Source organism: Ruegeria sp. SATB045 (genome assembly GCF_059613525.1).
On sequence record NZ_JBXWSR010000039.1, the window covers coordinates 1 to 22,220 of the forward strand.

Sequence of the window (22,220 nt, forward strand, 5' to 3'; positions counted from 1 at the left end):
CAGGCTTCAGCCCGGCACATCGTTGAACGAATGAAGGCCGTCCCAAAAGGGGCGGCCTTTTTCGTTTTTGGCGAGGCATATCCGAGGTGAATTTGAATGTGTTCGAAGGGAGCAAATGCTTAGAAGGCCCGCCGTCGCCCAAGAACTGAAGCGGATTGAGGCTTCTTAATCCTTTGTCCACCTCACGCAAAGACAGGAAACCCACATGTGAACTGAAACAAAAAAGTGGGGCGCGTATCTAGCGAACCGCTGAAGTAAGCAGGAGGAAATCATGTTTGGTTTTGAATTCTTGAACTATGGAACGCAAATCCTTCACAGCAAGGATTTGGAGGACATGCGCGCCGCCATACTTGGAGGCGACGATCAGGAAATCGAATGTGATAACAGCGACTTTTGCCGCGAGCGTAAGCGGTTCAAAGTCACGCTTGCGGAGTTGCCTAACAGAGCCTGACGCGTAAACGCGCGGCTAAAATAACTGCCGTCAAGCTTCGTGCTAGTCGTTGCGTGGGGTGAACTCCATCAAGTGTCATTTTGGTTTTCTTAGGCTCAATGATTGTCGCGCGCAGGCTGTTTAGCTCATTCCTAGTCCTGCTGCGCACTATCGTTGCGAAGTTCAATCTAAAGACTGGTTTTTGGCGCCGGCTCCTGTCGCCCTTTTAGGTCCAACAAGGCCAACAAACCCCTTGCCAAACCCCACCAACCCAACTAATACGCGCGAGTTCTCGATAAGAACATCAAGGCGGGGTGATTCCCGCCTTTTGGGTTCGAAGAGGGTTGGCGATGCGCGTCTGTCCTCCTCTCAACCTCAACGCCTGATAAAAGGCTGTATCTATGCAAAGCCAAAACATCCGTATTCGGCTGAAGGCATTTGACTATCGCGTTCTGGATGCCAGCACGCAAGAGATCGTCAACACTGCCAAGCGGACCGGCGCGAACGTGCGCGGCCCGATCCCGCTGCCGAACAAGATTGAGAAGTTCACGGTTCTCCGTGGCCCTCACGTTGACAAGAAATCCCGCGACCAGTTCGAGATCCGTACGCACAAGCGTCTGCTCGACATCGTTGATCCGACCCCCCAGACCGTTGACGCGCTGATGAAGCTCGACCTCGCTGCTGGTGTGGACGTCGAGATCAAGCTGCAGTCGTAAGATCGGAGGGTATAGATTATGCGCTCTGGTATTATCGCAAAAAAAGTTGGCATGACCCGCCTGTTCATGGAAGACGGCAAGCAGATCCCTGTGACCGTTCTTCACCTGGACAACTTGCAGGTTGTTGCACAGCGTACCGCTGACAAAGACGGCTACACCGCCGTTCAGCTGGGTGCTGGTGCAGCCAAAGCAAAACGCACCTCGAAAGCTATGCGCGGTCACTATGCTGCTGCAAAGGTCGAGCCCAAGCGTAAGCTGGCCGAGTTCCGCGTCTCCGAAGACGGCCTGATCGAAGTGGGTGCCGAGATTTCGGCAGAACACTTCCTGGAAGGTCAGAAAGTTGACGTTTCGGGTACCTCGATCGGTAAAGGCTTTGCCGGTGCGATGAAGCGTTGGAACTTTGGTGGTCTGCGCGCCTCGCACGGTGTTTCGATTAGCCACCGTTCGCACGGTTCGACCGGTCAGTGTCAGGATCCGGGCAAGGTTTTCAAAGGCAAGAAGATGGCCGGTCACATGGGTGCTGCCCGTGTTACCACCCAGAACCTGGAAGTCGTCAAAACCGACGCCGACCGGAACCTGGTCTTCATCAAAGGCGCCGTTCCCGGACCGAAATCGGGCTGGGTCACCGTCAAGGACGCCGTGAAGAAGAAAGCACCGGAAGGCCTGCCTTTCCCGGCTGCTGTGAAATCGGCTGCAACCGAAGCACCTGCGGAAGAAGCGCCCGCGGAAGGTGGTGAAGCATGAAACTTGATGTAATCAAACTGGACGGCGGCAAAGCCGGCGACATCGAGCTGAACGCCGATCTGTTCGGTCTCGAGCCGCGCGCGGACATTCTGCACCGTGTGGTCCGTTGGCAGCGCAACAACGCGCAGGCCGGCACCCACAAGGTGAAGACCCGCTCGGAAACCAGCTACTCGACCAAGAAGATCTATCGCCAGAAGGGCACCGGTGGCGCACGCCATGGTGACCGCAACGCGCCGATCTTCCGTGGTGGTGGTATCTACAAAGGCCCCGTCGTACGCTCGCACGGCCACGACCTGCCCAAGAAGTTCCGTAAGCTTGGCTTGCGCCATGCTCTGTCGGCTAAAGCCAAAGCAGGTGAACTGGTTGTGATCGAGAACGCCGAAGCCGAAGGCAAGACCGCCGCTCTGGCCAAACAGGTTGCAAACCTGGGCTGGAAACGTGCTCTGGTCATCGATGGCGCGACCGTGAACGAAGGGTTCCTGAAAGCGTCCAAGAACATCGAAGGTCTGGATATCCTGCCGTCGATGGGCGCAAACGTCTATGACATCCTCAAGCGTGACACTCTGGTGCTCACCAAAGCGGCTGTCGAAGCACTGGAGGCTCGTCTGAAATGAGCGCGAAGGCAGAACACTACGACGTGATCCGCAAGCCGATCATTACTGAGAAGTCGACCATGGCGTCCGAGAACGGCGCGGTTGTCTTTGAAGTGGCGATCGACAGCAACAAGCCGCAGATCAAAGAGGCCGTTGAGGCGCTGTTTGGTGTGAAGGTCAAAGCGGTGAACACCACCGTGACCAAAGGCAAGGTCAAGCGGTTCCGCGGCCAGCTGGGTCGTCGGAAAGACGTCAAAAAAGCATATGTGACCCTGGAAGAGGGTAACACCATCGACGTGTCCACCGGTCTCTGATCGGAACGGTCCATGGAAAGAATGGAAGACCCCCGCGAAAGCGGGGGTTTTTTACTATGGCGGTGACACAAATTTGACCTCGGATTAAAAGGCCAATTGCATAAATCGCTTGCGACGCCGGGTCAGAAGGTTATCCGGTTGAAGTTAGAAAACACGGCAGGCGCATGACACATTCCATCAAACCGAACCCGGGCAATCCGCAAGTGACCGCAGCGCGGGATTGGGTGTCGACACTGGCCAAATACCGAGAGCCGAACCAGTTGCGTAGCGCGTTCGAGCTTGGCGTCAGCATCGTGCCATTTATTGCCTTATGGGCGCTGTCGTGGATGTCACTGTCGATCAGCTACTGGCTGGCTTTTGCCATTGCAGTTCTCAACGCAGCCTTTCTGCTGCGTCTGTTTGCGATCCAGCATGATTGTGGACACGGGGCGTTCTTCAGCAACCGGATGCTCAGCGACTGGACCGGTCGGGTGATCGGCGTGCTGACCCTGACGCCTTATGATGTCTGGCGCCGTACGCATTCTACGCATCACAACAGCGCGGGTAATCTGGACAAGCGCGGGATGGGCGATATCCACACTCTGACCGTGGCAGAGTATCTGGCTTTGACGCCTCTGAACCGGTTTTGGTATCGGGTCTACCGCCACCCAGTCACCTTGTTTGGCTTAGGGCCCGGCTACCTGTTTCTGCTGCAGAATCGCCTGCCGCTTGGCCTAACGGGTCTCCTGAAATTCTGGATCAGTGCCATGGCCACCAATCTGGCAATCCTTCTGGCTCTGCTGGCCATATACTATTTCGGCGGTGTGATGCCGTTGCTGCTGATCTTCCTGCCAACGACCCTGCTGGCCGCGACAGCGGGTGTCTGGCTGTTTTACGTGCAGCACCAGTTCGAAGAGACACAGTGGGATCCCGACAAGGACTGGCAATTGCACGAGGCCGCCCTGCACGGCAGTTCGCACTACATTCTGCCAACCGTATTGCAGTGGTTCAGCGCCAATATCGGCATCCACCATGTGCACCATCTGTACAGTCGCATTCCATTCTATCGCTTGACCGAAGTGTTGCGCGATCATGATGAGCTGGCCAACAGCAACCGGATGACCATCCGCGAAAGCCTCGCAAATGCGCGGTTGCACTTGTGGGACGAAAAGAGCCGTCGCCTGTTGTCCTTCGCCGAGGCGCGGGCGCTTTATGGGTAAGGGGCAAGTCGCTTCTGACCTGACTTACCCATACAAAGCTATGACACGCGCGGAAGACTGCCCGTGGGATGGCACTGCAACGGCCGATCAGGGCGCTTTACGGTGCCAAATACATCCGAACTTTTAGCGAGGCGCAAATGCCTCCAAAGCGCCAGCCCGCCGGGACCGGCAGTCGCTGGCGCGGCGGCCCTCGGCCGTGATTCCGGGCTTGGTTAAACAATTTTTTTCAGCCAAAATGTTGCAGCGGTATCGGATGCTAATTCTATTTTGGCCCCGGTGGTACAGACAGCCGCCGAGGGTACTAGTTGGCTATGCGCTCCACACTATATCTACGAACATATAAGTTGATAGTTTCTAATCGTGAAGGATCGACGTTGTTAAGATGTGACCGGTAGATGCCAAAGTTAGGCAGTGGGTCGCCGATATCAGGACCAGTGAAGCCATCGTGACGTGCAATGGTCCTGCCATCCAGTTTAACGTCTGCAAAACCGTCACGCTGGGCACTCCACTTAACGATTACTTCCAGAGCGTGCCATCTGTTCGGGCTCACTGGTTTGCCTCAGCGAACTTCGCGAACCTTTCCATCCTGAAATTCGAAATCTGCTTTTGGACCCTGGCTCCGATAGTTTTTTGGTATCTCGACAGTGAGGTAAGGATTGAACCCAACCCCTCGCTTGTCACGTGGCTTGAGTTGAAAAAAAATAAACTTGGCTTCGAGCTGCCCATTTGGATCATCTATGTTTGGAAGCATGAATTGAAGTTTATAAATTACAGTTCCGCGTGCGCTACTAGAGTAATCTCTAAGCTCTTCGCGCTGGCGACCAGAAGCTTCCGCGGCGATTTCCCTTTCTCTACCCTCTGGGGTCAATGTGAAATGCCACGCTTTCTCACCCTCGATTCGAACACGGCGGCTTTTTCCAACGGAATTGGATACTCGCTTAATCTTTTGGCGGATTTCTTGGGCAGAAGCAAAAAGTGGAAACTGTCCAGCCAAACCAACTGCGCCTAAACAAACCGCCTTAATGAAAACCCTGCGATCCATAAATAATACCTCCTGAAAAATATCAATTCTTCATTTAGAAACCCAAAATCAGATCTGGCAACCTATTCCTTGAAGGTGCTCCCTCTTCAGCCCGTTTCTTTAGGGCATGACTAAACAGAGAAACTTAGGCGCGCTATCGTCCACATTGCGATCTGTGCCTGCAGCCTAAGACTTGAACAGGATTCCCCTATAGACACCCACCCCCAACCCTGTTACACGCTCCCAATCTTGCGGCCTCGGATTCGTTCCGGGGCCTCTGATATTTGTAACCGGGGACCTTCGGGGCCCTATACCCTTGGCACCTACGGGGGCCTATCACATAGCGGGGAAACTCCCTGCACTTGCTAAACGGAAGACAGAAAGCATGGCACTCAAGTCGTACAAGCCGACGACGCCGGGCCAGCGCGGGCTGGTGCTGATCGACCGTTCGGAGCTTTGGAAAGGACGTCCGGTCAAGTCTCTCACAGAGGGTTTGACCAAATCGGGCGGCCGGAACAACACCGGACGGATCACTTCACGCCGCCGCGGCGGTGGCGCAAAGCGTCTCTACCGGATCGTTGACTTCAAACGGAACAAATTTGATGTCGCGGCAACCGTCGAGCGGATCGAATATGACCCGAACCGGACCGCATTCATCGCACTGGTAAAATACGAAGACGGCGAGCAGGCATATATCCTGGCTCCGCAGCGTCTGGCTGTTGGTGACAAAGTCATCGCGTCGGCGAAAGCTGACATCAAGCCGGGCAACGCAATGCCGTTCTCGGGCATGCCCATTGGTACCATCGTCCACAACATCGAGATGAAGCCTGGTAAAGGCGGTCAGATCGCACGTGCGGCCGGTACTTACGCTCAGTTCGTTGGTCGCGATGGCGGCTACGCTCAGATCCGTCTGAGCTCGGGCGAGCTGCGCATGGTCCGTCAGGAATGCATGGCCACCGTTGGTGCCGTGTCCAACCCCGACAACAGCAACCAAAACCTCGGTAAAGCCGGTCGTATGCGCCACAAAGGCGTGCGTCCGTCGGTTCGTGGTGTTGCAATGAACCCGATCGATCACCCGCACGGTGGTGGTGAAGGTCGTACCTCGGGTGGCCGTACACCGGTTACACCTTGGGGTAAGGACACCAAGGGTAAGCGTACCCGCAACAAGAACAAAGCGTCCCAGAAGCTGATCATCCGCTCGCGGCACGCCAAGAAGAAGGGACGTTAATCCATGTCTCGCTCTGTTTGGAAGGGTCCTTTCGTCGATGCTTACGTGCTGAAAAAAGCCGAAGCAGCGCGCGAGTCGGGCCGCAACGAAGTCATCAAAATCTGGTCGCGTCGTTCCACCATTCTGCCCCAGTTCGTGGGTCTGACCTTTGGTGTGTACAACGGCCAGAAGCATATCCCCGTCAACGTCTCGGAAGACATGATCGGTCAGAAGTTCGGTGAATACTCGCCGACCCGTACCTATTATGGCCATGCCGCAGACAAAAAAGCGAAGCGGAAGTAAGTCATGGGCAAGGAAAAGAACCCCCGCCGCGTGGCTGAAAACGAAGCAATGGCGAAAACCCGCATGCTTCGCACCAGCCCGCAGAAACTGAACCTGGTTGCGCAAATGATCCGCGGCAAGAAAGTTGAGAAGGCTCTGACCGACCTGACTTTCTCGAACAAGCGTGTCGCGCAGGACGTCAAGAAGTGCCTGCAATCCGCAATCGCGAATGCCGAAAACAACCACAACCTGGACGTTGACGAGCTGATCGTCGCCGAAGCATGGGTTGGCAAGAACCTGGTCATGAAGCGCGGTCGTCCGCGTGCCCGTGGCCGTTTCGGCAAGATCATGAAGCCGTTCTCGGAGATCACCATCAAGGTGCGTCAAGTTGAGGAGCAAGCCTAATGGGTCATAAAGTAAATCCGATCGGCATGCGCTTGCAGGTCAACCGCACCTGGGACAGCCGCTGGTACGCCGACACCAAGGACTACGGTGATCTTCTGCTGGAAGACCTCAAGATCCGTGAGTTCATCAACAAAGAGTGCAAGCAGGCCGGTATCGCCCGTGTGATCATCGAACGTCCGCACAAAAAGTGCCGCGTTACGATCCACACAGCACGTCCGGGTGTCATCATCGGCAAGAAAGGCGCGGACATTGAAGTTCTGCGCAAGAAGATCGCCCTGATGACAGACAGCGAGCTGCACCTGAACATCGTCGAAGTGCGCAAGCCCGAGCTTGACGCGCAGCTGGTTGCCGAGTCCATCGCTCAGCAGCTGGAACGTCGTGTTTCGTTCCGTCGCGCAATGAAGCGGTCGGTTCAGAATGCCATGCGCATGGGCGCCCTGGGTATCCGGGTGAACGTCGCTGGTCGTCTGGGCGGCGCTGAAATCGCACGGACCGAGTGGTACCGCGAAGGCCGCGTGCCTCTGCACACTCTGCGTGCCGACATCGATTACGCACATGCCGAAGCGATGACCCCCTACGGGATCATCGGGATCAAGGTCTGGATCTTCAAAGGTGAGATCATGGAGCACGATCCGCAGGCACGTGACCGTAAAGCACAGGAACTCCAGGACGGCCCTGCACCTCGTGGTGCTGGTGGCGGTCGTCGCTAAGGAGGGAAAGATATGCTTCAACCAAAGCGTACTAAATTCCGCAAGATGCACAAAGGCCGGATCAAGGGTCTCGCCAAAGGCGGCTCTGATCTGAACTTTGGCACCTACGGCCTGAAAGCTCTTGAGCCTGAGCGTGTAACTGCACGCCAGATCGAAGCTGCACGTCGTGCCATGACGCGTCACATGAAGCGTCAGGGTCGTGTTTGGATCCGCATCTTCCCCGACACTCCGGTCACTGCAAAGCCGATCGAAGTTCGTATGGGTAAAGGTAAAGGTTCGGTCGACCGCTGGGCATGCAAAGTCAAGCCCGGCCGCGTGATGTTCGAGATCGACGGCGTCAATGACGACATCGCCCGCGAGGCCCTGCGCCTGGCTGCGATGAAGCTGCCGATCAAGACCCGCGTCGTGGTTCGCGAAGACTGGTAAGCGATCGGGGCTTAGGCCCTGTTCGTGACAAGATTGACCCCCGTCGGGAAACCGACGGGGGTTTTCTGTTGCGCTTGTGAAATTAAGGGCCGCAAAAACCGTCGACCTCGTCTCACTGCGCCCCTAGGCTGCCCGGTAGAAATGGGAGGGTCCTATGGTTCAGTTGCGCAAAAAAATGTTCGTCAAGGAAATCATAACCACCGATCAGTTGGGCCAGCCCTGCGATCCGATCAGCCGAGTTGCTGCGCTGGCGGTGTTCACGAACCCTCTGGCCAGCTGTCAGGCGGATGACCTTTCAGAGTTGTTTGAGATTGGCGCGCTTCTTGGCCCGGACCTCGCTTCCGAAGCGATATCCCAACTGGACGGTGCTCCGGTATCCTACGGCAAGGCAACGATCATCGGCATAAACGGCGATCTTGAACAGGGCGGGGCGGTGATCCATCCCAAGCTTGGCGCGCCCATGCGCGCGGCAGCTGGCGGAGGAGACGCCGTGATCCCTTCGAACGCTAAGCTGGGCGCGCCGGGTTGCGCGATTGATCTGCCGCTGGGGCACAAGGACAACCCTTGGTCGTTCGACCATTTCGACACGATGACGTTGAACATCCCGGACGCACCTAAACCGGATGAGATCGTTCTGTGCCTTGCCTATGCCGATGGTGGTCGCCCGATCCCACGCTGTGGCAAAGGGCCCGTCAAAGGCTAATCGACTGGCCTTGCCGAAAACACTGGGGTATGCCCGGCCCATGGCACAGATTGAATCACTCTTCGTAACCCGTCTCTACCGCGCGTCCCTCTCCGAGTTCGATCCGAAGATCGACGCTCAGGAATTGGAAAGCTCATGCCTTGTCATCGCCGAGGATGATGAGGCCGGACAGGAATGGTGTGAAGAAAACGGCTATCCCGGCTACACCAGTTACGCCTCGCTGACCGATTTGCAGTGGCGGTTTCCTATCTTTGCCGATTTGGTCGCTGCGCTGGACCAGCACGTCGCCGCCTTTGCCAAGGATCTGGAGTTCGATCTGGGCGAGGGCGCGCTGAAGCTGGAAGACCTGTGGATCAACATCCTGCCCGAGGGCGGAATGCACTCCAGCCACCTGCACCCGCACAGCGTGATCTCGGGCACGACCTATGTGGCCATGCCCGAAGGCGCGAGCGCACTGAAACTGGAAGACCCCCGCTCAGGCCGGATGATGGCCGCGCCAACGCGGGTCAAAGGCGGGCGGCGTGATTTGCAGCCGTTCATCTATATGAAGCCGCAAGTCGGGGACGTGCTGCTTTGGGAAAGCTGGCTGCGCCACGAAGTGCCAATGAACATGGCCGAAGAAGAACGCATCAGCGTCAGCTTCAACTACAAGTGGGAATAACGTCGAAAGCGTGACATCCCACGCTTATTGAAAAAGGGGCTCATCTGATTGAGCGGCTGTTTTCAGTTCTCCGATCATGCGGTCGACGAAGGCCACTTGGGTGTGGGGCGACAAAAAGGTTTTGCGGCCAATTCCGATGACGTCAAATTCTACGTGCACGGGGCTGCCGTCCCGGAACACCAACCCGGTTTCCAAAATCTGACGGCGGATATTGTCTGAAACGTTGACGATGGAATCAACGTAATGACCATGAGTGGCGATGCCGAAGATTCCCCGTCCGAAATAGGTGATCATCGGCGCATGATCGCAAAGTGCGTCTGAGATGCACTCAGCGATATCGGTCACTTCGTCAATAAATTCCTGTGATGTGCATCTTTCATAGATGGACGCGATATTTGTAACTGTCAGGATTTGCAGCTTGGTCGCACGGAACTTCAGCCTGCCAAGATGCGTCAGGTAGTTTTCAAAAGAATGTACTTTTAGAACCCCATCTACATCGTCGATTGTTATTGCGTCGCTGAGGGCAACGGCTTTGGTCATGTTTTGCGAAGTCGTGTCAAGTCGTTCAACACACGCCGATGACTGCAATGCGTGCTTGATGCGTAGTTGCAGGTCATCGAAGTCCACCGGCTTGTTTACATAATCTGTCGCCCCTGCGGCAAAGGCATCGTCAACATGTTTCTTGTCGGACATCGCAGTGACCATGATGATCGGCGCGTAACGATACTCAGGCAAAGATCGAATCCGGCGGCATAGCTCGACCCCGGTCATTTTGGGCATTTGAATGTCCAGAAGGAACAAATCAAACGGACGGTCAGCGTGAGCGATTTTTTCCAAGCCCTGAATCGCGGACGATGCTGTCTCTACAGTGAAACTTCCATTCGAGGCCAGCCCAAGCGAAAGCACTTTTAAGATGTCCATATCGTCGTCGACTAAAAGAACTCTCATTGCAAACCTCCTGTATGGTTGGCGGTCTTTGGCTGAACTCAAATTTTGTTAGTTCTATGTGGCCACAAATGGATGCGACGCTGAATGCTGTTTTGAAAGTCAGTGCAACTTAAAGTGTTGTCGCTTTAAGATGGTACCGTCAAAATTGCCGAACTGAAAAGATGTATTTCAGGCATAGCACCTGCCATTGCGGATTTTCTTATCACTATCGGGTGAAAAGGCCATGCATATCGCCATCGCGACAGACGGGGTGAGTGGGAGAATGAGCTTTCCCTTGCAAGCTATCCGCTAATACCTTGCGCGGCAGCATACTGCGGTCTCGCGGTGTTATCATGCATCTGCTATGTCCAAAGTGGCATGCTCAGGGGTCATCTGGTCTTTAAGGTTAAAAGGCAGGCCGTTAGGCCTGCCTTAGGTGTTTATTCGGCGATGATCTCGCCCGAAGGGCGGGGGGTCGTCGCCGTCTCGGCCGGCAGCACCGGATAAGTTACTTCAGGCAAAGTGCCGGTCAGGCTTTCCAGAAAGGCAACGATCTGGTTGGCTTCGTTGTCGCCCAGTTCCTCACCCAGTTGCGACTCGGCCATGATCTGAACCGCGACTTTCAGGTCCCATACTTTGCCTGAGTGGAAATAGGGCGCAGTCAATGCGACGTTCCGCAAAGGTGCCGCGCGGAACACATATTCGTCGTCCACAGTCTCGGTCACGGCAAAGCGGCCTTTATCGCCGACGGGCAGAACATCCGCGCCGGGTTTTTCGATCAGACCGAAGGGGTAGTACCCGCTGCCGCCGACATTGACGCCCGAGTGGCAGGCGGCGCAGCCCATGTCCATGAATTGGGACAGACCGGCCAGCTGCTCTTGGGTCATGGCGTTGTCGTCACCGTTCAACCAGGCGTCGAACGGGGCAGGAGTGATAAGGGTGGCTTCGAATGCTTCGATGGCCTTGGCAAAATTGTCAAAGTTTACCGGGTCTTCTTCACCTTCGAATGATTCAGAGAACCACTCCACATATTGCGGCATCGAGTTTAGCGTTTGCACCAGATTATCCGGTGTGTTGGCCATTTCGACACCGGCCTGAACCGGACCTTTCGCCTGCGCGGCCAAGTCTTCGGCGCGCCCATCCCAGAACTGCGCTTCGTTGAAAACCGAGTTCAGGGCCGTGGGGGAGTTGCGCGGGCCACGTTGCCAGCCGTGCCCGATCGAGGTTTCAAGGTTGTCGTCCCCGCCAGTCGCTAGATTGTGGCATGAGTTGCACGAGAACACACCCGATGCGGACATGCGCGGATCGAAGAACAAGGCTTTGCCCAACTCGAGCTTTTCAACAGTGATCGGGTTATCATTCACTGCAGGTACGGTCGAAGGCAGGGGTTCGAAAATATCAAGCGCTTCGTTGCGCAAGTCATTCGCCTGAGCACCTGTAGCCAGGACCGCGATCATTGCTGCATGAGTGAGGCCGGATTTCAGTTTCATTGTTAGCTCCAATAACTGTAATCTCCCTGCTGAACTATTTAGTTTACTTTGAGTCAGGCACTTTGATTTAGATCAATTCTAAATTGGCTGCGCGACACATTTTTAGAATTCATCTAATTTACCCTGATGTTCTCTTAGAAACGGGGAAATACCGGTGGCATTTTTGCCGGTATTCGGGCAGCCCGGACGTGTTAGTTGGCTGAAGGACTCGCCGAAGTCTGACAACTGTCGATAGCTCAAACTTCCTCTTGCCACCTATCCCCTAAACCCTTATACGGCGGCATCCTGCGATCTCCCGGCGTTGTCGGGCGATTCGTATGTCTATCATTCATCCACCAGGTCCAAGGTGACCCTATCAGGGGGCCTTCTGGTGTTTTGAGCAAAGGAAAAAGGCGATGAACGCCCAAGAACTGCGTGACAAGACCCCGGACCAGCTCCGCGAGGAACTGGCCAACCTGAAGAAAGAAAGCTTTAACCTGCGCTTTCAACAGGCAACCGGTCAGCTGGAAAACACTGCCGGCATCAAAGCGGCCCGCCGCAATGCCGCCCGTGTCAAAACCATTCTGAACGAAAAGGCCGCTGCTGCGGCATCCGAGGAGTAATCAGATGCCCAAGCGTATCCTGCAAGGCACCGTGACCAGCGACGCCAACGAACAGACTGTAACCGTTCAGGTAGAGCGCCGCTTTACACATCCGGTTCTGAAGAAAACCATCCGTAAGTCCAAAAAATACCGGGCTCACGATGAAAAGAACGCCTTCAAGGTCGGCGACACCGTACGCATCATCGAATGCGCGCCGAAATCGAAGACGAAACGTTGGGAAGTTCTGGAAGCGTAAGCCTCCGGGATTTTCCCATTTGTCGAAACCCTGGGGGATCTAACGAGACCAGCCCCCACAGGTCGGGAGAAACCACATGATCCAGATGCAGACCAATCTGGATGTCGCTGACAACTCCGGCGCACGCCGAGTTCAGTGCATCAAGGTTCTGGGTGGTTCCAAGCGTAAATACGCCTCCGTCGGCGACATCATTGTCGTCTCGGTGAAGGAAGCCATCCCGCGCGGCCGCGTAAAGAAAGGTGACGTCCGTAAGGCCGTCGTCGTACGCACCGCCAAGGAAGTCCGTCGCGAAGACGGCACCGCGATCCGTTTCGATCGCAACGCCGCCGTCATCCTGAACAACAACAACGAGCCCATAGGTACCCGTATCTTTGGCCCCGTTGTTCGCGAACTGCGCGGCAAGAACTTCATGAAAATCATCTCGCTGGCTCCGGAGGTGCTGTAATCATGGCTGCTAAACTCCGCAAAGGCGACAAGGTCGTCGTGCTGGCCGGCAAGGACAAGGGTAAAGAGGGAACCATTTCCTCGGTTGACCCCAAAGCCGGTAAAGCTGTTGTCGATGGCATCAACATCGCCATCCGCCACACCCGCCAGACCCAGAACTCGCAAGGTGGTCGCCTGCCTCAGGCAAACCCGATCGAGCTGTCGAACCTGGCACTGCTGGACAAAAACGGTAAAGCAACTCGCGTTGGCTTCCGCATGGAAGGTGACAAGAAGGTCCGCTTCGCCAAGACCACAGGGGACGTGATCGATGCTTGATAACGCAACCTACACCCCGCGTCTGAAAGCTCAGTACGTTGAAACCATCCGTGCCGCTCTGAAAGAAGAGTTCGGCTATAAGAACGACATGCAGCTGCCTAAGCTGGAAAAAATCGTTCTGAACATCGGTTGTGGTGCTGAGGCCGTCAAAGACTCGAAGAAAGCGAAAGCTGCTGTCGAAGATCTGACTGCAATTGCTGGTCAACAGGCCGTTGCAACCAAGGCGAAGAAGTCGATCGCGGGTTTCCGCGTCCGTGAAGACATGCCGCTGGGCGCGAAAGTGACCCTGCGCGGTGACCGGATGTACGAATTCCTGGATCGTCTGATCACCATCGCGCTGCCGCGCGTTCGTGACTTCCGCGGTGTTAAGCCTTCTTTCGATGGCCAGGGCAACTTTGCCATGGGCATGAAAGAGCACATCGTGTTCCCGGAAATCGACTTCGACAAGGTCGACGAGGTCTGGGGCCTGGATATCGTAATTGCCACCACAGCGAAAACCGACGCTGAAGCGAAGAGCCTGTTGAAAGCATTCAACATGCCGTTCAACGCGTAAGCGCCGGGAGGATTGAGACATGGCTAAAAAAGCAATGATCGAACGCGAGAAGAAGCGCGAACGCCTGGTGGCCAAATATGCCGCAAAGCGTGCCGAGCTGAAAGAAATCGCGAATGACGAGAGCCGCCCGATGGAAGAGCGTTTCAAAGCGCGTCTGAAACTGGCGAAACTGCCGCGCAACAGCTCGGCTACCCGTCTGCACAACCGCTGTCAGCTGACCGGTCGTCCCCACGCTTACTACCGTAAGCTGAAGGTCAGCCGTATTGCGCTGCGCGAGCTGGGTTCTGCTGGTCAGATCCCCGGCATGGTGAAATCGAGCTGGTAAGGGAGACATAGATATGAATGATCCTATCGGCGATATGCTCACCCGTATCCGCAACGCGCAAATGCGCGGCAAGTCCACCGTTTCCACCCCGGCTTCCAAGCTGCGCGGATGGGTTCTGGACGTGCTGGCGGACGAAGGCTACATTCGTGGCTATGAAAAGACGACCGGTGAAAACGGTCATCCGGCCATCGAAATCAGCCTGAAATACTACGAAGGCACCCCTGTCATTCGCGAACTGAAGCGGGTTTCGAAACCCGGTCGTCGCGTCTACATGGGCGTCAATGACATCCCGCAGGTCCGTCAGGGTCTGGGCGTGTCGATTGTCAGCACTCCGAAAGGTGTGATGTCGGACGCAAACGCTCGCTCCAACAATGTTGGCGGCGAAGTGCTCTGCACCGTCTTCTAAGGAGGTCTGCAATGTCTCGTATTGGTAAAAAACCGGTCGAGCTGCCCAGCGGCGTTACCGCCTCTGTGTCCGGCCAGACCATCGAAGTGAAAGGTCCGAAAGGCACCCGCAGCTTCACCGCCACCGACGACGTTACGCTGTCGGTTGAAGACAACGTGGTCAAGATCGACCCCCGTGGCATGTCCAAGCGTGCCCGCCAGCAGTGGGGCATGAGCCGCACCATGGTTGCCAACCTGGTAACCGGTGTGACCCAAGGCTTCAAAAAAGAGCTGGAGATCCAGGGTGTTGGTTACCGGGCTCAGATGCAGGGCAATACCCTGAAGCTGAACCTGGGTTACAGCCACGATGTTGATTTCACTGCTCCGGAAGGTGTCACCATCACCGCGCCGAAGCAGACCGAGATCGTTGTGGAAGGTATCGACCAGCAGCAGGTGGGCGAAGTCGCGGCCAAAATCCGCGAATGGCGCCGTCCCGAGCCGTATAAAGGCAAGGGCATCCGCTATAAGGGCGAGTTCATCTTCCGCAAGGAAGGCAAGAAGAAGTAAGGACGCAGACAATGGCAAACAGCAAAAGAACCCTGTTTCTGAAGCGCCGCCTGCGCGTTCGGAACAAACTTCGCAAAGTCAACGCCGGCCGCGTACGCCTGTCGGTTCACCGTTCGAACAAGAACATCAGCGTTCAGCTGATCGACGACGTTCGTGGCGTGACCCTGGCCGCAGCCTCGACCCTGGAAAAAGATCTGGGTGTTGTTGGCAAGAACAACGTCGAAGCGGCCACCAAAGTGGGCGCGGCCATCGCCGAGCGTGCCAAGAAGGCAGGCGTCGAAGAGGCCTATTTCGATCGTGGTGGCTTCCTGTTCCACGGCAAGGTGAAGGCAGTTGCCGACGCCGCGCGTGAAGGTGGTCTGAAGATCTAAGACTTGCGGGCAGCTTGGCGGCTGCCCCGATGATCCGGGGGCCCTGACGTTAGTCGGGGCTCACTTGGATTGAAGAAAACGGCGCCGTATGCGCCACATGAGAAAAGGGATGCCAAATGGCAGAACGTGAAAACCGTCGGGGCCGTGGCCGCGACCGTGAAGAAGCACCGGAATTTGCAGATCGTCTGGTCGCAATCAACCGCGTGTCGAAAACCGTAAAAGGTGGTAAGCGCTTTGGCTTCGCCGCTCTGGTGGTTGTCGGCGATCAGAAAGGCCGCGTCGGCTTTGGCAAAGGTAAAGCGAAAGAAGTACCTGAAGCCATCCGTAAAGCGACTGAGCAAGCCAAGCGTCAGATGATCCGCGTGCAACTGCGCGAAGGTCGTACTCTGCACCACGATATCGAGGGCCGTCACGGCGCTGGTAAAGTGGTTATGCGCACCGCACCTGAAGGTACTGGTATCATCGCCGGTGGTCCGATGCGTGCCGTGTTCGAAATGCTGGGCGTTAAGGACGTTGTGTCCAAGTCGCTGGGCTCGCAGAACCCGTACAACATGATCCGCGCCACCATCAACGGCCTGCAGAAAGAGCAGAGCCCGCGTTCGGTCGCAGCACGTCGTGGCAAAAAAGTTGCTGACATCCTGCCCAAGCGGGACGAAGCACCGGCTGAAGCCGAAGCGTAAGGAGTAGCGTACCATGGCAAAAACCATCGTCGTCAAGCAGATCGGTTCCCCGATCCGCCGTCCCGCCGAACAGCGCGCAACCCTGATCGGTCTGGGCCTGAACAAGATGCACCGCACCCGTGAGCTGGAGGATACGCCTTCGGTCCGCGGCATGGTCAACAAGATCCCGCATCTGGTTGAGATCATCGAAGAGCGCGGCTAAGCGCGAGTTCTATCGAACAAAGAAACGCCTCCGATTTTTTGGGGGCGTTTTTTTTGTAATATATGTCTGCTTTGAGCCCAATGCGGCAACAGAAGTTTAAAGAAAGCCCTACCTTAAACCCGCCGATTTCTTGAGGCCTTGCCAGACGTATTCAAAATCTGCGATCCTATTATGAGTCGGCTTCACACTATTGAAAATTCCCGGTGGTCCTAATCGGAGGCAATTGCAATGGCTTTTTCCGCCCAAAACAGAAACTGTATTTTGGCGTTAATATCTACGTTTTTTTGGGCTTCGGCGAATACTGTAGGCGCGCAAAGTAATGATCCAGCCGAATGGTCTAGGACGGAGCCGTTTCCTAACCAAACTGTTTATTATCCAGGAACCGAGGCTCTGGGTCCTGACGAAATGCGAGTTGTCGCCTGTGGCACCGGTATGCCACAGCCGCGTCTGAAACAAGCTGCGGCATGTTTCTTGGTTGAATTGGGAAATGGCGAAAAGTTTATCTTCGATATGGGAGAGGGATCCTATGAAAGGATCATGGCGCTTGGGATTCCACTGGATCAGCTGGATAAAGTCTTCTTGGGTCACCTGCACCTAGATCATGCTGGCGATTTTCCAGCCTTTTATTTCACCGGTCCCGTAAACAACCGTCTAACGCCTGTTCGCCTTTGGGGGCCCGAAGGCATCAAGCCTGAGTGGGGAACAAAGTCTTGGGCAGATCACATGAAGAAAATGTGGGCATGGGAAGAAGCGACTCGTGGGGCGGCGGTCGACCCCAGAGGGCTGCAACTTGAGGTTAACGAATTCGATTGGAAAATCGTGAATAACGTCATTTTTGACGAAAACGGTGTTCAGGTCAGAACCCTGCCGGCCATACATGGTGAACAATCAGTTAGTTTTCTACTTGAATGGAACGGTCTGAAGTTTGCTTTTTCATCCGACACGCTACCTACGCGATGGTGGAGAGAGCATGCGGTAGGTGCGGACCTTGCAATTCATGAGTGCTTCACCCCTCCAGACTTCATGATAGAGAAATATGGGTTTGCCCCTTCCGAAGCAATTTTTGTTGGTTCTCAAGGGCACACTTCCGCGCAAGCATTCGGCAAGATTATGTCCGAAACGGAACCAAGATTGGCGGTTTGCTACCACTTCCAAAACGATCATGACATCGCGCTGGCCGTCTATTCAGCAATCCGAGAGACATATGATGGGCCATTGGACTTGGCGGCTGATTTCATGACCTGGAATGTAACCAAAGATAGTATTCGTACTCGTCAAGGAGTGCCCAATGAAGAGTCTTTCCCGGCACCAGTACAAATGCCCAAGCAACCGCCTGACTCAGCTGCAGAGTTCCCGTTCTCCGAATTTGATCTCGAGAGCATGGACCTCGGGGCAGCAGAAGCTACAAACGAAATGATCAGGGCATTCAACGAACGCACAGGAAATGACGAGGTCGGAGCTTATACAAGCATTCCCTTCCAAGAGTGAATAAGGCGTCGGAGCACCCCAAAGAATTGCAAGTTCCAAGGTCGGCTTTGTCCGCAAAGCGGATCGTGTCTTAAGTAGTGCCAAGCACCCAATTATGGGCCATTCCCCCAACGCATACCGGATAGACCGAAACATCCGTTGTTAGCGATGCCCGTCCTCCTTATCTGAACGCTGTCCCAAACAGGAACGCAAACAGTATCCCGAGGAATTCGCCTTGGGCTCAGAAAGGAATCGAACCATGGCTAACACAGCAACATTTACTCGCGAGGGCTTTGGCCTGAGCGCCCGCATCGCAACGTTCGTCGCCCGCGTTAAAGAGGCATATGCCCTGCGCGCCGAGTACAACCGCACCTATTCCGAGCTTCAGGGTCTGAGCGACCGTGAATTGAACGACATTGGTGTGCGTCGTTGTGACATCAAGGATATCGCACGCGAACACGCGTATTGCTCCTAACCAAAACGCGAACACGCGAAGGCTTTGATCAGGAGGCGCCGGCAGGCGCCTCTTTGCGTTTGGGTGATTAGTTTGACACGATGGCGTTGAAATCGGACTTCCTGCGTTGCAGCCCGCGCAATGATCCGCCAAACACGTTGCGAATTAGGGACGAATGAAGGGCTGGACAGGGTGACAGAATTCCAGATTGGCATGCTGTGGGTCGATGGCCCGCTAAGCTACCTCGAGCAGCTCTGCATCAAGTCTTTCTTGGATGTTGGGCAACCCGTCCGTCTTTACACCTACGGGACAGTTTCAAATGTCCCTGACGGGGTCGAGCAACGTGATGCGCGAGAAGTTCTGCAGGATAGCGAATTCGTTACCCATGGTCGAACCGGCAGTCCTGCACCTCATGCTGACAAATTTCGCTACAGAATGCTGGCGCAGGAACCGGACCTGATTTGGGCTGACACGGATGCGTATTGCATCAAACCCTTCGAAACAGAGAACGGGCATTACTACGCGTATCTTGAAGGAACGATGGGAATTGGCGTCCTCAAATTACCGCCAGACAGCGAGGCGCTGGCGTTGCTGAACGAATTCACGCAGGATCCGTTTCGCATCCCGCCCTGGTTGCCAAAACGACACAGACAAACGTTGCAGGCCGCACTGGACAGTGGCTCTCCAATAAATGTACCCGAGGAATATTGGGGCGCTTGGGGGCCGGGTGCTGTTTTATGGGCGCTGCACACCTCCGGAGAAATCCGTTACGCACTGCCAGAGCATGTCTTTTACCCGGTCAATTTTACCCGGAGGCGGGCTCTTGCCCGACCAGATGTTGATCTGTCGCCCTATCTCAAGGACGATACGGTATCGATCCATTTTTACGGCAGGCGGATGAGGTCGATTTTGCGCAACCGTTTCGGAGGAGTCCCTGATCCGAACAGTTTAGTCGGGCAGTTGGTTGAAAAACACGGTATCGACCCGGCGGCAGCGCCCATTTTAGACACGTGAAATTCGGGTTGCCCTGACAACAAACTTGCATAGATCGGCGCAACGCTGTATCGGGCTGCGGTGGCCTTGTGGCCATGAGAATCAAAACCAAGAAACGCCGCGTTTGGCCCATCACGCTTCGGGGGTCACATCCGGCTAAGGAGAAGCGAAATGAAACTGAATGAATTGCGCGACAATCCCGGCGCCGCACCGAAACGGACCCGCGTTGGCCGTGGTCCGGGTTCCGGCAAAGGTAAAATGGGTGGCCGTGGTATCAAAGGCCAGAAATCCCGTTCGGGTGTGGCCATCAACGGCTACGAAGGCGGCCAGATGCCTTTGTATCAGCGTCTGCCCAAGCGTGGCTTCAACAAGCCGAACCGTAAGGAATTCGCCGTTATCAACCTGGGCCTGATCCAGAAATTCGTTGACGCCGGCAAGCTGGACGCATCGGCTGCGATCACCGAGGATGCGTTGGTCGCATCCGGTCTGGTTCGTCGCAAGCTGGACGGCATCCGCGTACTGGCCAAAGGCGAAATCAGCGCCAAAGTGAACCTGGAAGTAACCGGTGCTTCGAAATCTGCCGTTGCGGCAGTCGAGAAAGCGGGCGGATCACTGACGGTCACAAAAGCCGCTGCGGCAGAGTAAGCGCTTGTGAGCGGGCAAAGACCCGCTTACATAGACCTCAGAGTTTTCCAAGACGCCGCCCGAGCCGGAAAACGGTTCCGGGCGGTGTTTTCATAAGAGAGACCGATTTATGGTATCAGCAGCAGAACAAATGGCAGCCAACACAAGCTGGTCTGCCCTTGGGAAAGCCACCGATCTGCGCAACCGCATCCTGTTCACGCTTGCATTGCTGATCGTCTACCGTCTGGGCACCTTCATTCCGGTTCCAGGCATCGACGGCCAAGCACTGCGCGAGTTCATGGAGCAAGCGGGGCAGGGCATCGGCGGCATGGTTTCGATGTTTACCGGCGGGGCGCTGGGGCGCATGGGTATCTTTGCCCTCGGCATCATGCCCTACATTTCAGCTTCGATCATCGTGCAGCTGCTGACATCTATGGTTCCCGCGCTCGAACAGCTCAAGAAAGAGGGCGAGCAGGGACGCAAGAAAATCAACCAATATACTCGTTTCGGCACCGTGGCGCTGGCCACTGTTCAGGCTTATGGTCTGGCGGTGTCGCTGGAATCGGGCGATCTGGCGACCGATCCGGGCTTGTTCTTCCGCCTGTCGACCATGATCACTTTGGTTGGTGGCACAATGTTCCTGATGTGGCTGGGTGAGCAGATCACCGCACGCGGCATCGGCAACGGTATCTCTCTGATCATTTTCGTGGGCATCATTGCCGAAGTTCCGGCTGCTCTGGCACAGTTCTTTGCTTCGGGCCGCTCGGGCGCGATCAGCCCTGCTGTGATCATCGGTGTGATCGTGATGGTGATTGCCGTGATTACCTTTGTGGTCTTCATGGAACGCGCTTTGCGCAAGATCCATATCCAATACCCACGCCGTCAGGCCGGTATGAAGATCTATGAGGGCGGCTCGAGCCACCTGCCGGTCAAAGTGAACCCTGCGGGCGTGATCCCGGCGATCTTTGCCAGCTCGCTGCTGCTGCTGCCGGTGACGATTTCGACCTTCTCGTCGGGCGCAACCAACGGGCCGGTGATGTCGTGGCTGCTGGCCAACTTTGGCCCCGGTCAACCGCTGTACCTGCTGTTCTTCGCCTCGATGATCGTGTTCTTTGCCTATTTCTACACGTTCAACGTGTCGTTCAAACCGGACGATGTGGCGGACAATCTGAAAAAGCAGAACGGTTTTGTGCCGGGTATTCGACCAGGCAAGAAAACCGCCGAGTATCTGGAATACGTGGTCAACCGCGTGCTGGTTCTGGGTTCGGCCTATCTGGCGGCGGTCTGTCTGTTGCCTGAAATTCTTCGGGGCCAGTTTGCCATCCCGTTCTATTTCGGCGGTACCTCGGTTCTGATTATCGTCTCTGTGACAATGGACACGATCCAACAAGTCCAGAGCCACCTGCTGGCGCATCAATACGAAGGGCTTATTGAAAAGTCCCAACTGCGTGGCAAAGGTAAGAAACGCGGCAGGAAGGGACCCGCTCGTCGATGAACATCATTCTTCTCGGCCCCCCGGGGGCAGGTAAAGGAACGCAAGCGCGTCACCTGGTTGAAACCCGCGGCATGGTCCAGCTGAGCACTGGCGACATGCTGCGCGAGGCCAAGGACAGCGGCACCGAAATGGGCAACCGCGTGGCCGAGGTGATGGCTAAGGGCCAGCTTGTGACCGATGAGATCGTGATCGGCCTGATCCGCGAAAAGTTGGAACAAGGCGCTGAAGGCGGGTTCATCTTTGACGGTTTCCCGCGCACTCTGGCCCAAGCCGATGCGCTGGGTGAGCTGCTGGACAGCACCGGCGAGACATTGGACGCGGTCATCGCGATGGAAGCGAACGATGACGCGCTGGTCGCGCGTATCACGGCTCGATCAACCTGCGGCGGTTGCGGTGAAGTCTATAACGACATAACCAAACCGATCCCGGCGGATGGAAAGTGCTCGAACTGCGGCAAGGAAGGTGACTTCAAGCGCCGCGCGGACGATAATGAGGAAAGCCTCAAGACCCGTCTGATGGAGTATTACAAGAAAACCTCGATGCTGATCGGCTATTACCACGCCAAGGGCAACCTGTCCTGGGTCGATGGTCTGGGCGAGATTGACGAGGTTCAGGGCGCGATTGCAGCCGCATTGGACGCCTGACCTGACCCGCATTTGAATATGGGCTTGACGGCACCGC

The 22,220-nt window shown here is 55.7% G+C and carries 34 protein-coding genes; 30 read left to right on the plus strand and 4 right to left on the minus strand.

Annotated elements, in window-relative coordinates; translation table 11 throughout:
* Positions 1-271 precede the first annotated feature (271 nt).
* From AC2FNR_RS22020 to AC2FNR_RS22045, 6 genes are all read left to right on the plus strand, one after another.
* A complete protein-coding gene (locus tag AC2FNR_RS22020; RefSeq protein ID WP_496851498.1) occupies positions 272-451 on the plus strand; it encodes a hypothetical protein in 180 nt (59 codons plus the stop codon).
* Between the two features lie 380 nt (positions 452-831).
* Complete coding sequence (rpsJ, locus tag AC2FNR_RS22025) at positions 832-1,146, plus strand: 30S ribosomal protein S10 (protein ID WP_008756422.1); 315 nt, start codon at positions 832-834, stop codon at positions 1,144-1,146.
* Positions 1,147-1,164: 18 nt separating this feature from the next.
* Positions 1,165-1,890, plus strand: coding sequence for a 50S ribosomal protein L3 (rplC, locus tag AC2FNR_RS22030; RefSeq protein ID WP_170356691.1), 726 nt, complete (start codon positions 1,165-1,167; stop codon positions 1,888-1,890).
* Positions 1,887-2,504: a 50S ribosomal protein L4 gene (gene rplD, locus AC2FNR_RS22035; protein ID WP_008756644.1), complete on the plus strand. Its 618-nt coding sequence runs from the start codon at positions 1,887-1,889 to the stop codon at positions 2,502-2,504. Before rplC ends, rplD begins: the two co-directional genes overlap by 4 nt.
* Positions 2,501-2,797, plus strand: a complete 297-nt coding sequence (locus AC2FNR_RS22040) for a 50S ribosomal protein L23 (RefSeq protein ID WP_008757532.1) — start codon at positions 2,501-2,503, stop codon at positions 2,795-2,797. Before rplD ends, AC2FNR_RS22040 begins: the two co-directional genes overlap by 4 nt.
* 164 nt (positions 2,798-2,961) lie before the next feature.
* Entirely contained in the window at positions 2,962-3,996 is a 1,035-nt protein-coding gene (locus AC2FNR_RS22045; RefSeq protein WP_496851500.1) for a fatty acid desaturase, read from the plus strand.
* 301 nt (positions 3,997-4,297) lie between these two features.
* Here AC2FNR_RS22045 and AC2FNR_RS22050 read toward each other — a convergent pair whose 3' ends face one another.
* Both AC2FNR_RS22050 and AC2FNR_RS22055 read right to left on the minus strand, forming a co-directional pair.
* Positions 4,298-4,546: a heparin lyase I family protein gene (locus AC2FNR_RS22050; protein ID WP_496851502.1), complete on the minus strand. Its 249-nt coding sequence runs from the start codon at positions 4,544-4,546 to the stop codon at positions 4,298-4,300.
* Between the two features lie 9 nt (positions 4,547-4,555).
* Positions 4,556-5,038, minus strand: coding sequence for a hypothetical protein (locus AC2FNR_RS22055; protein ID WP_496851504.1), 483 nt, complete (start codon positions 5,036-5,038; stop codon positions 4,556-4,558).
* A 364-nt stretch (positions 5,039-5,402) separates the two neighbouring features.
* On the opposite strand from AC2FNR_RS22055, the gene rplB reads away from it, so the two are divergent.
* The 7 genes from rplB (at position 5,403) to AC2FNR_RS22090 (ending at position 9,411) form a co-directional block, all read left to right on the plus strand.
* The gene (gene rplB / locus AC2FNR_RS22060; RefSeq protein ID WP_170356688.1) at positions 5,403-6,245 is read left to right on the plus strand and encodes a 50S ribosomal protein L2; all 843 of its coding nucleotides are present in this window, start codon (positions 5,403-5,405) and stop codon (positions 6,243-6,245) included.
* Positions 6,246-6,248: 3 nt separating this feature from the next.
* Positions 6,249-6,527: a 30S ribosomal protein S19 gene (rpsS, locus tag AC2FNR_RS22065; RefSeq protein ID WP_005980699.1), complete on the plus strand. Its 279-nt coding sequence runs from the start codon at positions 6,249-6,251 to the stop codon at positions 6,525-6,527.
* A 3-nt stretch (positions 6,528-6,530) separates the two neighbouring features.
* Entirely contained in the window at positions 6,531-6,911 is a 381-nt protein-coding gene (gene rplV, locus AC2FNR_RS22070; RefSeq protein ID WP_039538267.1) for a 50S ribosomal protein L22, read from the plus strand.
* On the plus strand, positions 6,911-7,621 hold the full coding sequence (rpsC, locus tag AC2FNR_RS22075; RefSeq protein ID WP_170356687.1) for a 30S ribosomal protein S3: 711 nt from the start codon (positions 6,911-6,913) through the stop codon (positions 7,619-7,621). Before rplV ends, rpsC begins: the two co-directional genes overlap by 1 nt.
* Positions 7,622-7,633: 12 nt before the next feature.
* Positions 7,634-8,047, plus strand: coding sequence for a 50S ribosomal protein L16 (gene rplP / locus AC2FNR_RS22080; protein ID WP_058283513.1), 414 nt, complete (start codon positions 7,634-7,636; stop codon positions 8,045-8,047).
* A 154-nt stretch (positions 8,048-8,201) separates the two neighbouring features.
* On the plus strand, positions 8,202-8,750 hold the full coding sequence (locus AC2FNR_RS22085) for an amino acid synthesis family protein (protein ID WP_170356686.1): 549 nt from the start codon (positions 8,202-8,204) through the stop codon (positions 8,748-8,750).
* A gap of 40 nt (positions 8,751-8,790) precedes the next feature.
* Positions 8,791-9,411: a 2OG-Fe(II) oxygenase family protein gene (locus tag AC2FNR_RS22090; protein ID WP_496851507.1), complete on the plus strand. Its 621-nt coding sequence runs from the start codon at positions 8,791-8,793 to the stop codon at positions 9,409-9,411.
* 24 nt (positions 9,412-9,435) lie between these two features.
* Here the strand turns inward: AC2FNR_RS22090 and AC2FNR_RS22095 are convergent, their stop codons facing one another.
* Positions 9,436-10,401: a response regulator gene (locus AC2FNR_RS22095; RefSeq protein WP_496851509.1), complete on the minus strand. Its 966-nt coding sequence runs from the start codon at positions 10,399-10,401 to the stop codon at positions 9,436-9,438.
* Positions 10,402-10,778: 377 nt separating this feature from the next.
* A complete protein-coding gene (locus AC2FNR_RS22100; RefSeq protein WP_496851511.1) occupies positions 10,779-11,828 on the minus strand; it encodes a cytochrome-c peroxidase in 1,050 nt (349 codons plus the stop codon).
* 395 nt (positions 11,829-12,223) lie between these two features.
* Here AC2FNR_RS22100 and rpmC point away from each other — a divergent pair, with 395 nt between their 5' ends.
* The 17 genes from rpmC to AC2FNR_RS22185 all read left to right on the plus strand — a co-directional run bounded on the left by rpmC (position 12,224) and on the right by AC2FNR_RS22185 (position 22,183).
* On the plus strand, positions 12,224-12,430 hold the full coding sequence (gene rpmC, locus AC2FNR_RS22105) for a 50S ribosomal protein L29 (protein ID WP_010437082.1): 207 nt from the start codon (positions 12,224-12,226) through the stop codon (positions 12,428-12,430).
* Positions 12,431-12,434: 4 nt separating this feature from the next.
* Positions 12,435-12,665 (plus strand): 30S ribosomal protein S17, encoded by a 231-nt coding sequence (gene rpsQ, locus AC2FNR_RS22110; RefSeq protein WP_170356682.1) that lies wholly within the window; start codon positions 12,435-12,437, stop codon positions 12,663-12,665.
* Positions 12,666-12,741: 76 nt separating this feature from the next.
* Entirely contained in the window at positions 12,742-13,110 is a 369-nt protein-coding gene (gene rplN / locus AC2FNR_RS22115) for a 50S ribosomal protein L14 (protein WP_039523372.1), read from the plus strand.
* A gap of 2 nt (positions 13,111-13,112) precedes the next feature.
* Positions 13,113-13,424 (plus strand): 50S ribosomal protein L24, encoded by a 312-nt coding sequence (gene rplX / locus AC2FNR_RS22120; protein WP_155148683.1) that lies wholly within the window; start codon positions 13,113-13,115, stop codon positions 13,422-13,424.
* Positions 13,417-13,977 carry a 50S ribosomal protein L5 gene (gene rplE, locus AC2FNR_RS22125; RefSeq protein WP_170429279.1) on the plus strand — a complete coding sequence of 187 codons (561 nt, stop codon included), beginning with the start codon at positions 13,417-13,419 and terminating at the stop codon, positions 13,975-13,977. Before rplX ends, rplE begins: the two co-directional genes overlap by 8 nt.
* 19 nt (positions 13,978-13,996) lie before the next feature.
* A complete protein-coding gene (rpsN, locus tag AC2FNR_RS22130) occupies positions 13,997-14,302 on the plus strand; it encodes a 30S ribosomal protein S14 (RefSeq protein WP_068340744.1) in 306 nt (101 codons plus the stop codon).
* 13 nt (positions 14,303-14,315) lie between these two features.
* Positions 14,316-14,708: a 30S ribosomal protein S8 gene (gene rpsH / locus AC2FNR_RS22135; RefSeq protein WP_068340741.1), complete on the plus strand. Its 393-nt coding sequence runs from the start codon at positions 14,316-14,318 to the stop codon at positions 14,706-14,708.
* Positions 14,709-14,719: 11 nt separating this feature from the next.
* The gene (gene rplF / locus AC2FNR_RS22140; protein ID WP_170531622.1) at positions 14,720-15,253 is read left to right on the plus strand and encodes a 50S ribosomal protein L6; all 534 of its coding nucleotides are present in this window, start codon (positions 14,720-14,722) and stop codon (positions 15,251-15,253) included.
* 11 nt (positions 15,254-15,264) lie between these two features.
* On the plus strand, positions 15,265-15,624 hold the full coding sequence (gene rplR / locus AC2FNR_RS22145) for a 50S ribosomal protein L18 (RefSeq protein WP_170356678.1): 360 nt from the start codon (positions 15,265-15,267) through the stop codon (positions 15,622-15,624).
* A 116-nt stretch (positions 15,625-15,740) separates the two neighbouring features.
* Positions 15,741-16,304 carry a 30S ribosomal protein S5 gene (gene rpsE, locus AC2FNR_RS22150; RefSeq protein WP_170356677.1) on the plus strand — a complete coding sequence of 188 codons (564 nt, stop codon included), beginning with the start codon at positions 15,741-15,743 and terminating at the stop codon, positions 16,302-16,304.
* A gap of 13 nt (positions 16,305-16,317) precedes the next feature.
* Positions 16,318-16,506 (plus strand): 50S ribosomal protein L30, encoded by a 189-nt coding sequence (rpmD, locus tag AC2FNR_RS22155; RefSeq protein WP_074736195.1) that lies wholly within the window; start codon positions 16,318-16,320, stop codon positions 16,504-16,506.
* Positions 16,507-16,734: 228 nt separating this feature from the next.
* A complete protein-coding gene (gene gntH / locus AC2FNR_RS22160) occupies positions 16,735-17,994 on the plus strand; it encodes a guanitoxin biosynthesis MBL fold metallo-hydrolase GntH (RefSeq protein WP_480899257.1) in 1,260 nt (419 codons plus the stop codon).
* 238 nt (positions 17,995-18,232) lie between these two features.
* A complete protein-coding gene (locus tag AC2FNR_RS22165; RefSeq protein ID WP_496851516.1) occupies positions 18,233-18,448 on the plus strand; it encodes a DUF1127 domain-containing protein in 216 nt (71 codons plus the stop codon).
* Positions 18,449-18,568: 120 nt separating this feature from the next.
* Positions 18,569-19,441: a hypothetical protein gene (locus AC2FNR_RS22170; protein WP_496851518.1), complete on the plus strand. Its 873-nt coding sequence runs from the start codon at positions 18,569-18,571 to the stop codon at positions 19,439-19,441.
* Positions 19,442-19,591: 150 nt separating this feature from the next.
* On the plus strand, positions 19,592-20,065 hold the full coding sequence (gene rplO / locus AC2FNR_RS22175) for a 50S ribosomal protein L15 (protein WP_170356674.1): 474 nt from the start codon (positions 19,592-19,594) through the stop codon (positions 20,063-20,065).
* Between the two features lie 109 nt (positions 20,066-20,174).
* Complete coding sequence (secY, locus tag AC2FNR_RS22180) at positions 20,175-21,539, plus strand: preprotein translocase subunit SecY (protein WP_170356673.1); 1,365 nt, start codon at positions 20,175-20,177, stop codon at positions 21,537-21,539.
* Positions 21,536-22,183: an adenylate kinase gene (locus AC2FNR_RS22185; protein WP_496851520.1), complete on the plus strand. Its 648-nt coding sequence runs from the start codon at positions 21,536-21,538 to the stop codon at positions 22,181-22,183. Before secY ends, AC2FNR_RS22185 begins: the two co-directional genes overlap by 4 nt.
* The last annotated feature ends 37 nt before the right edge of the window (positions 22,184-22,220 follow it).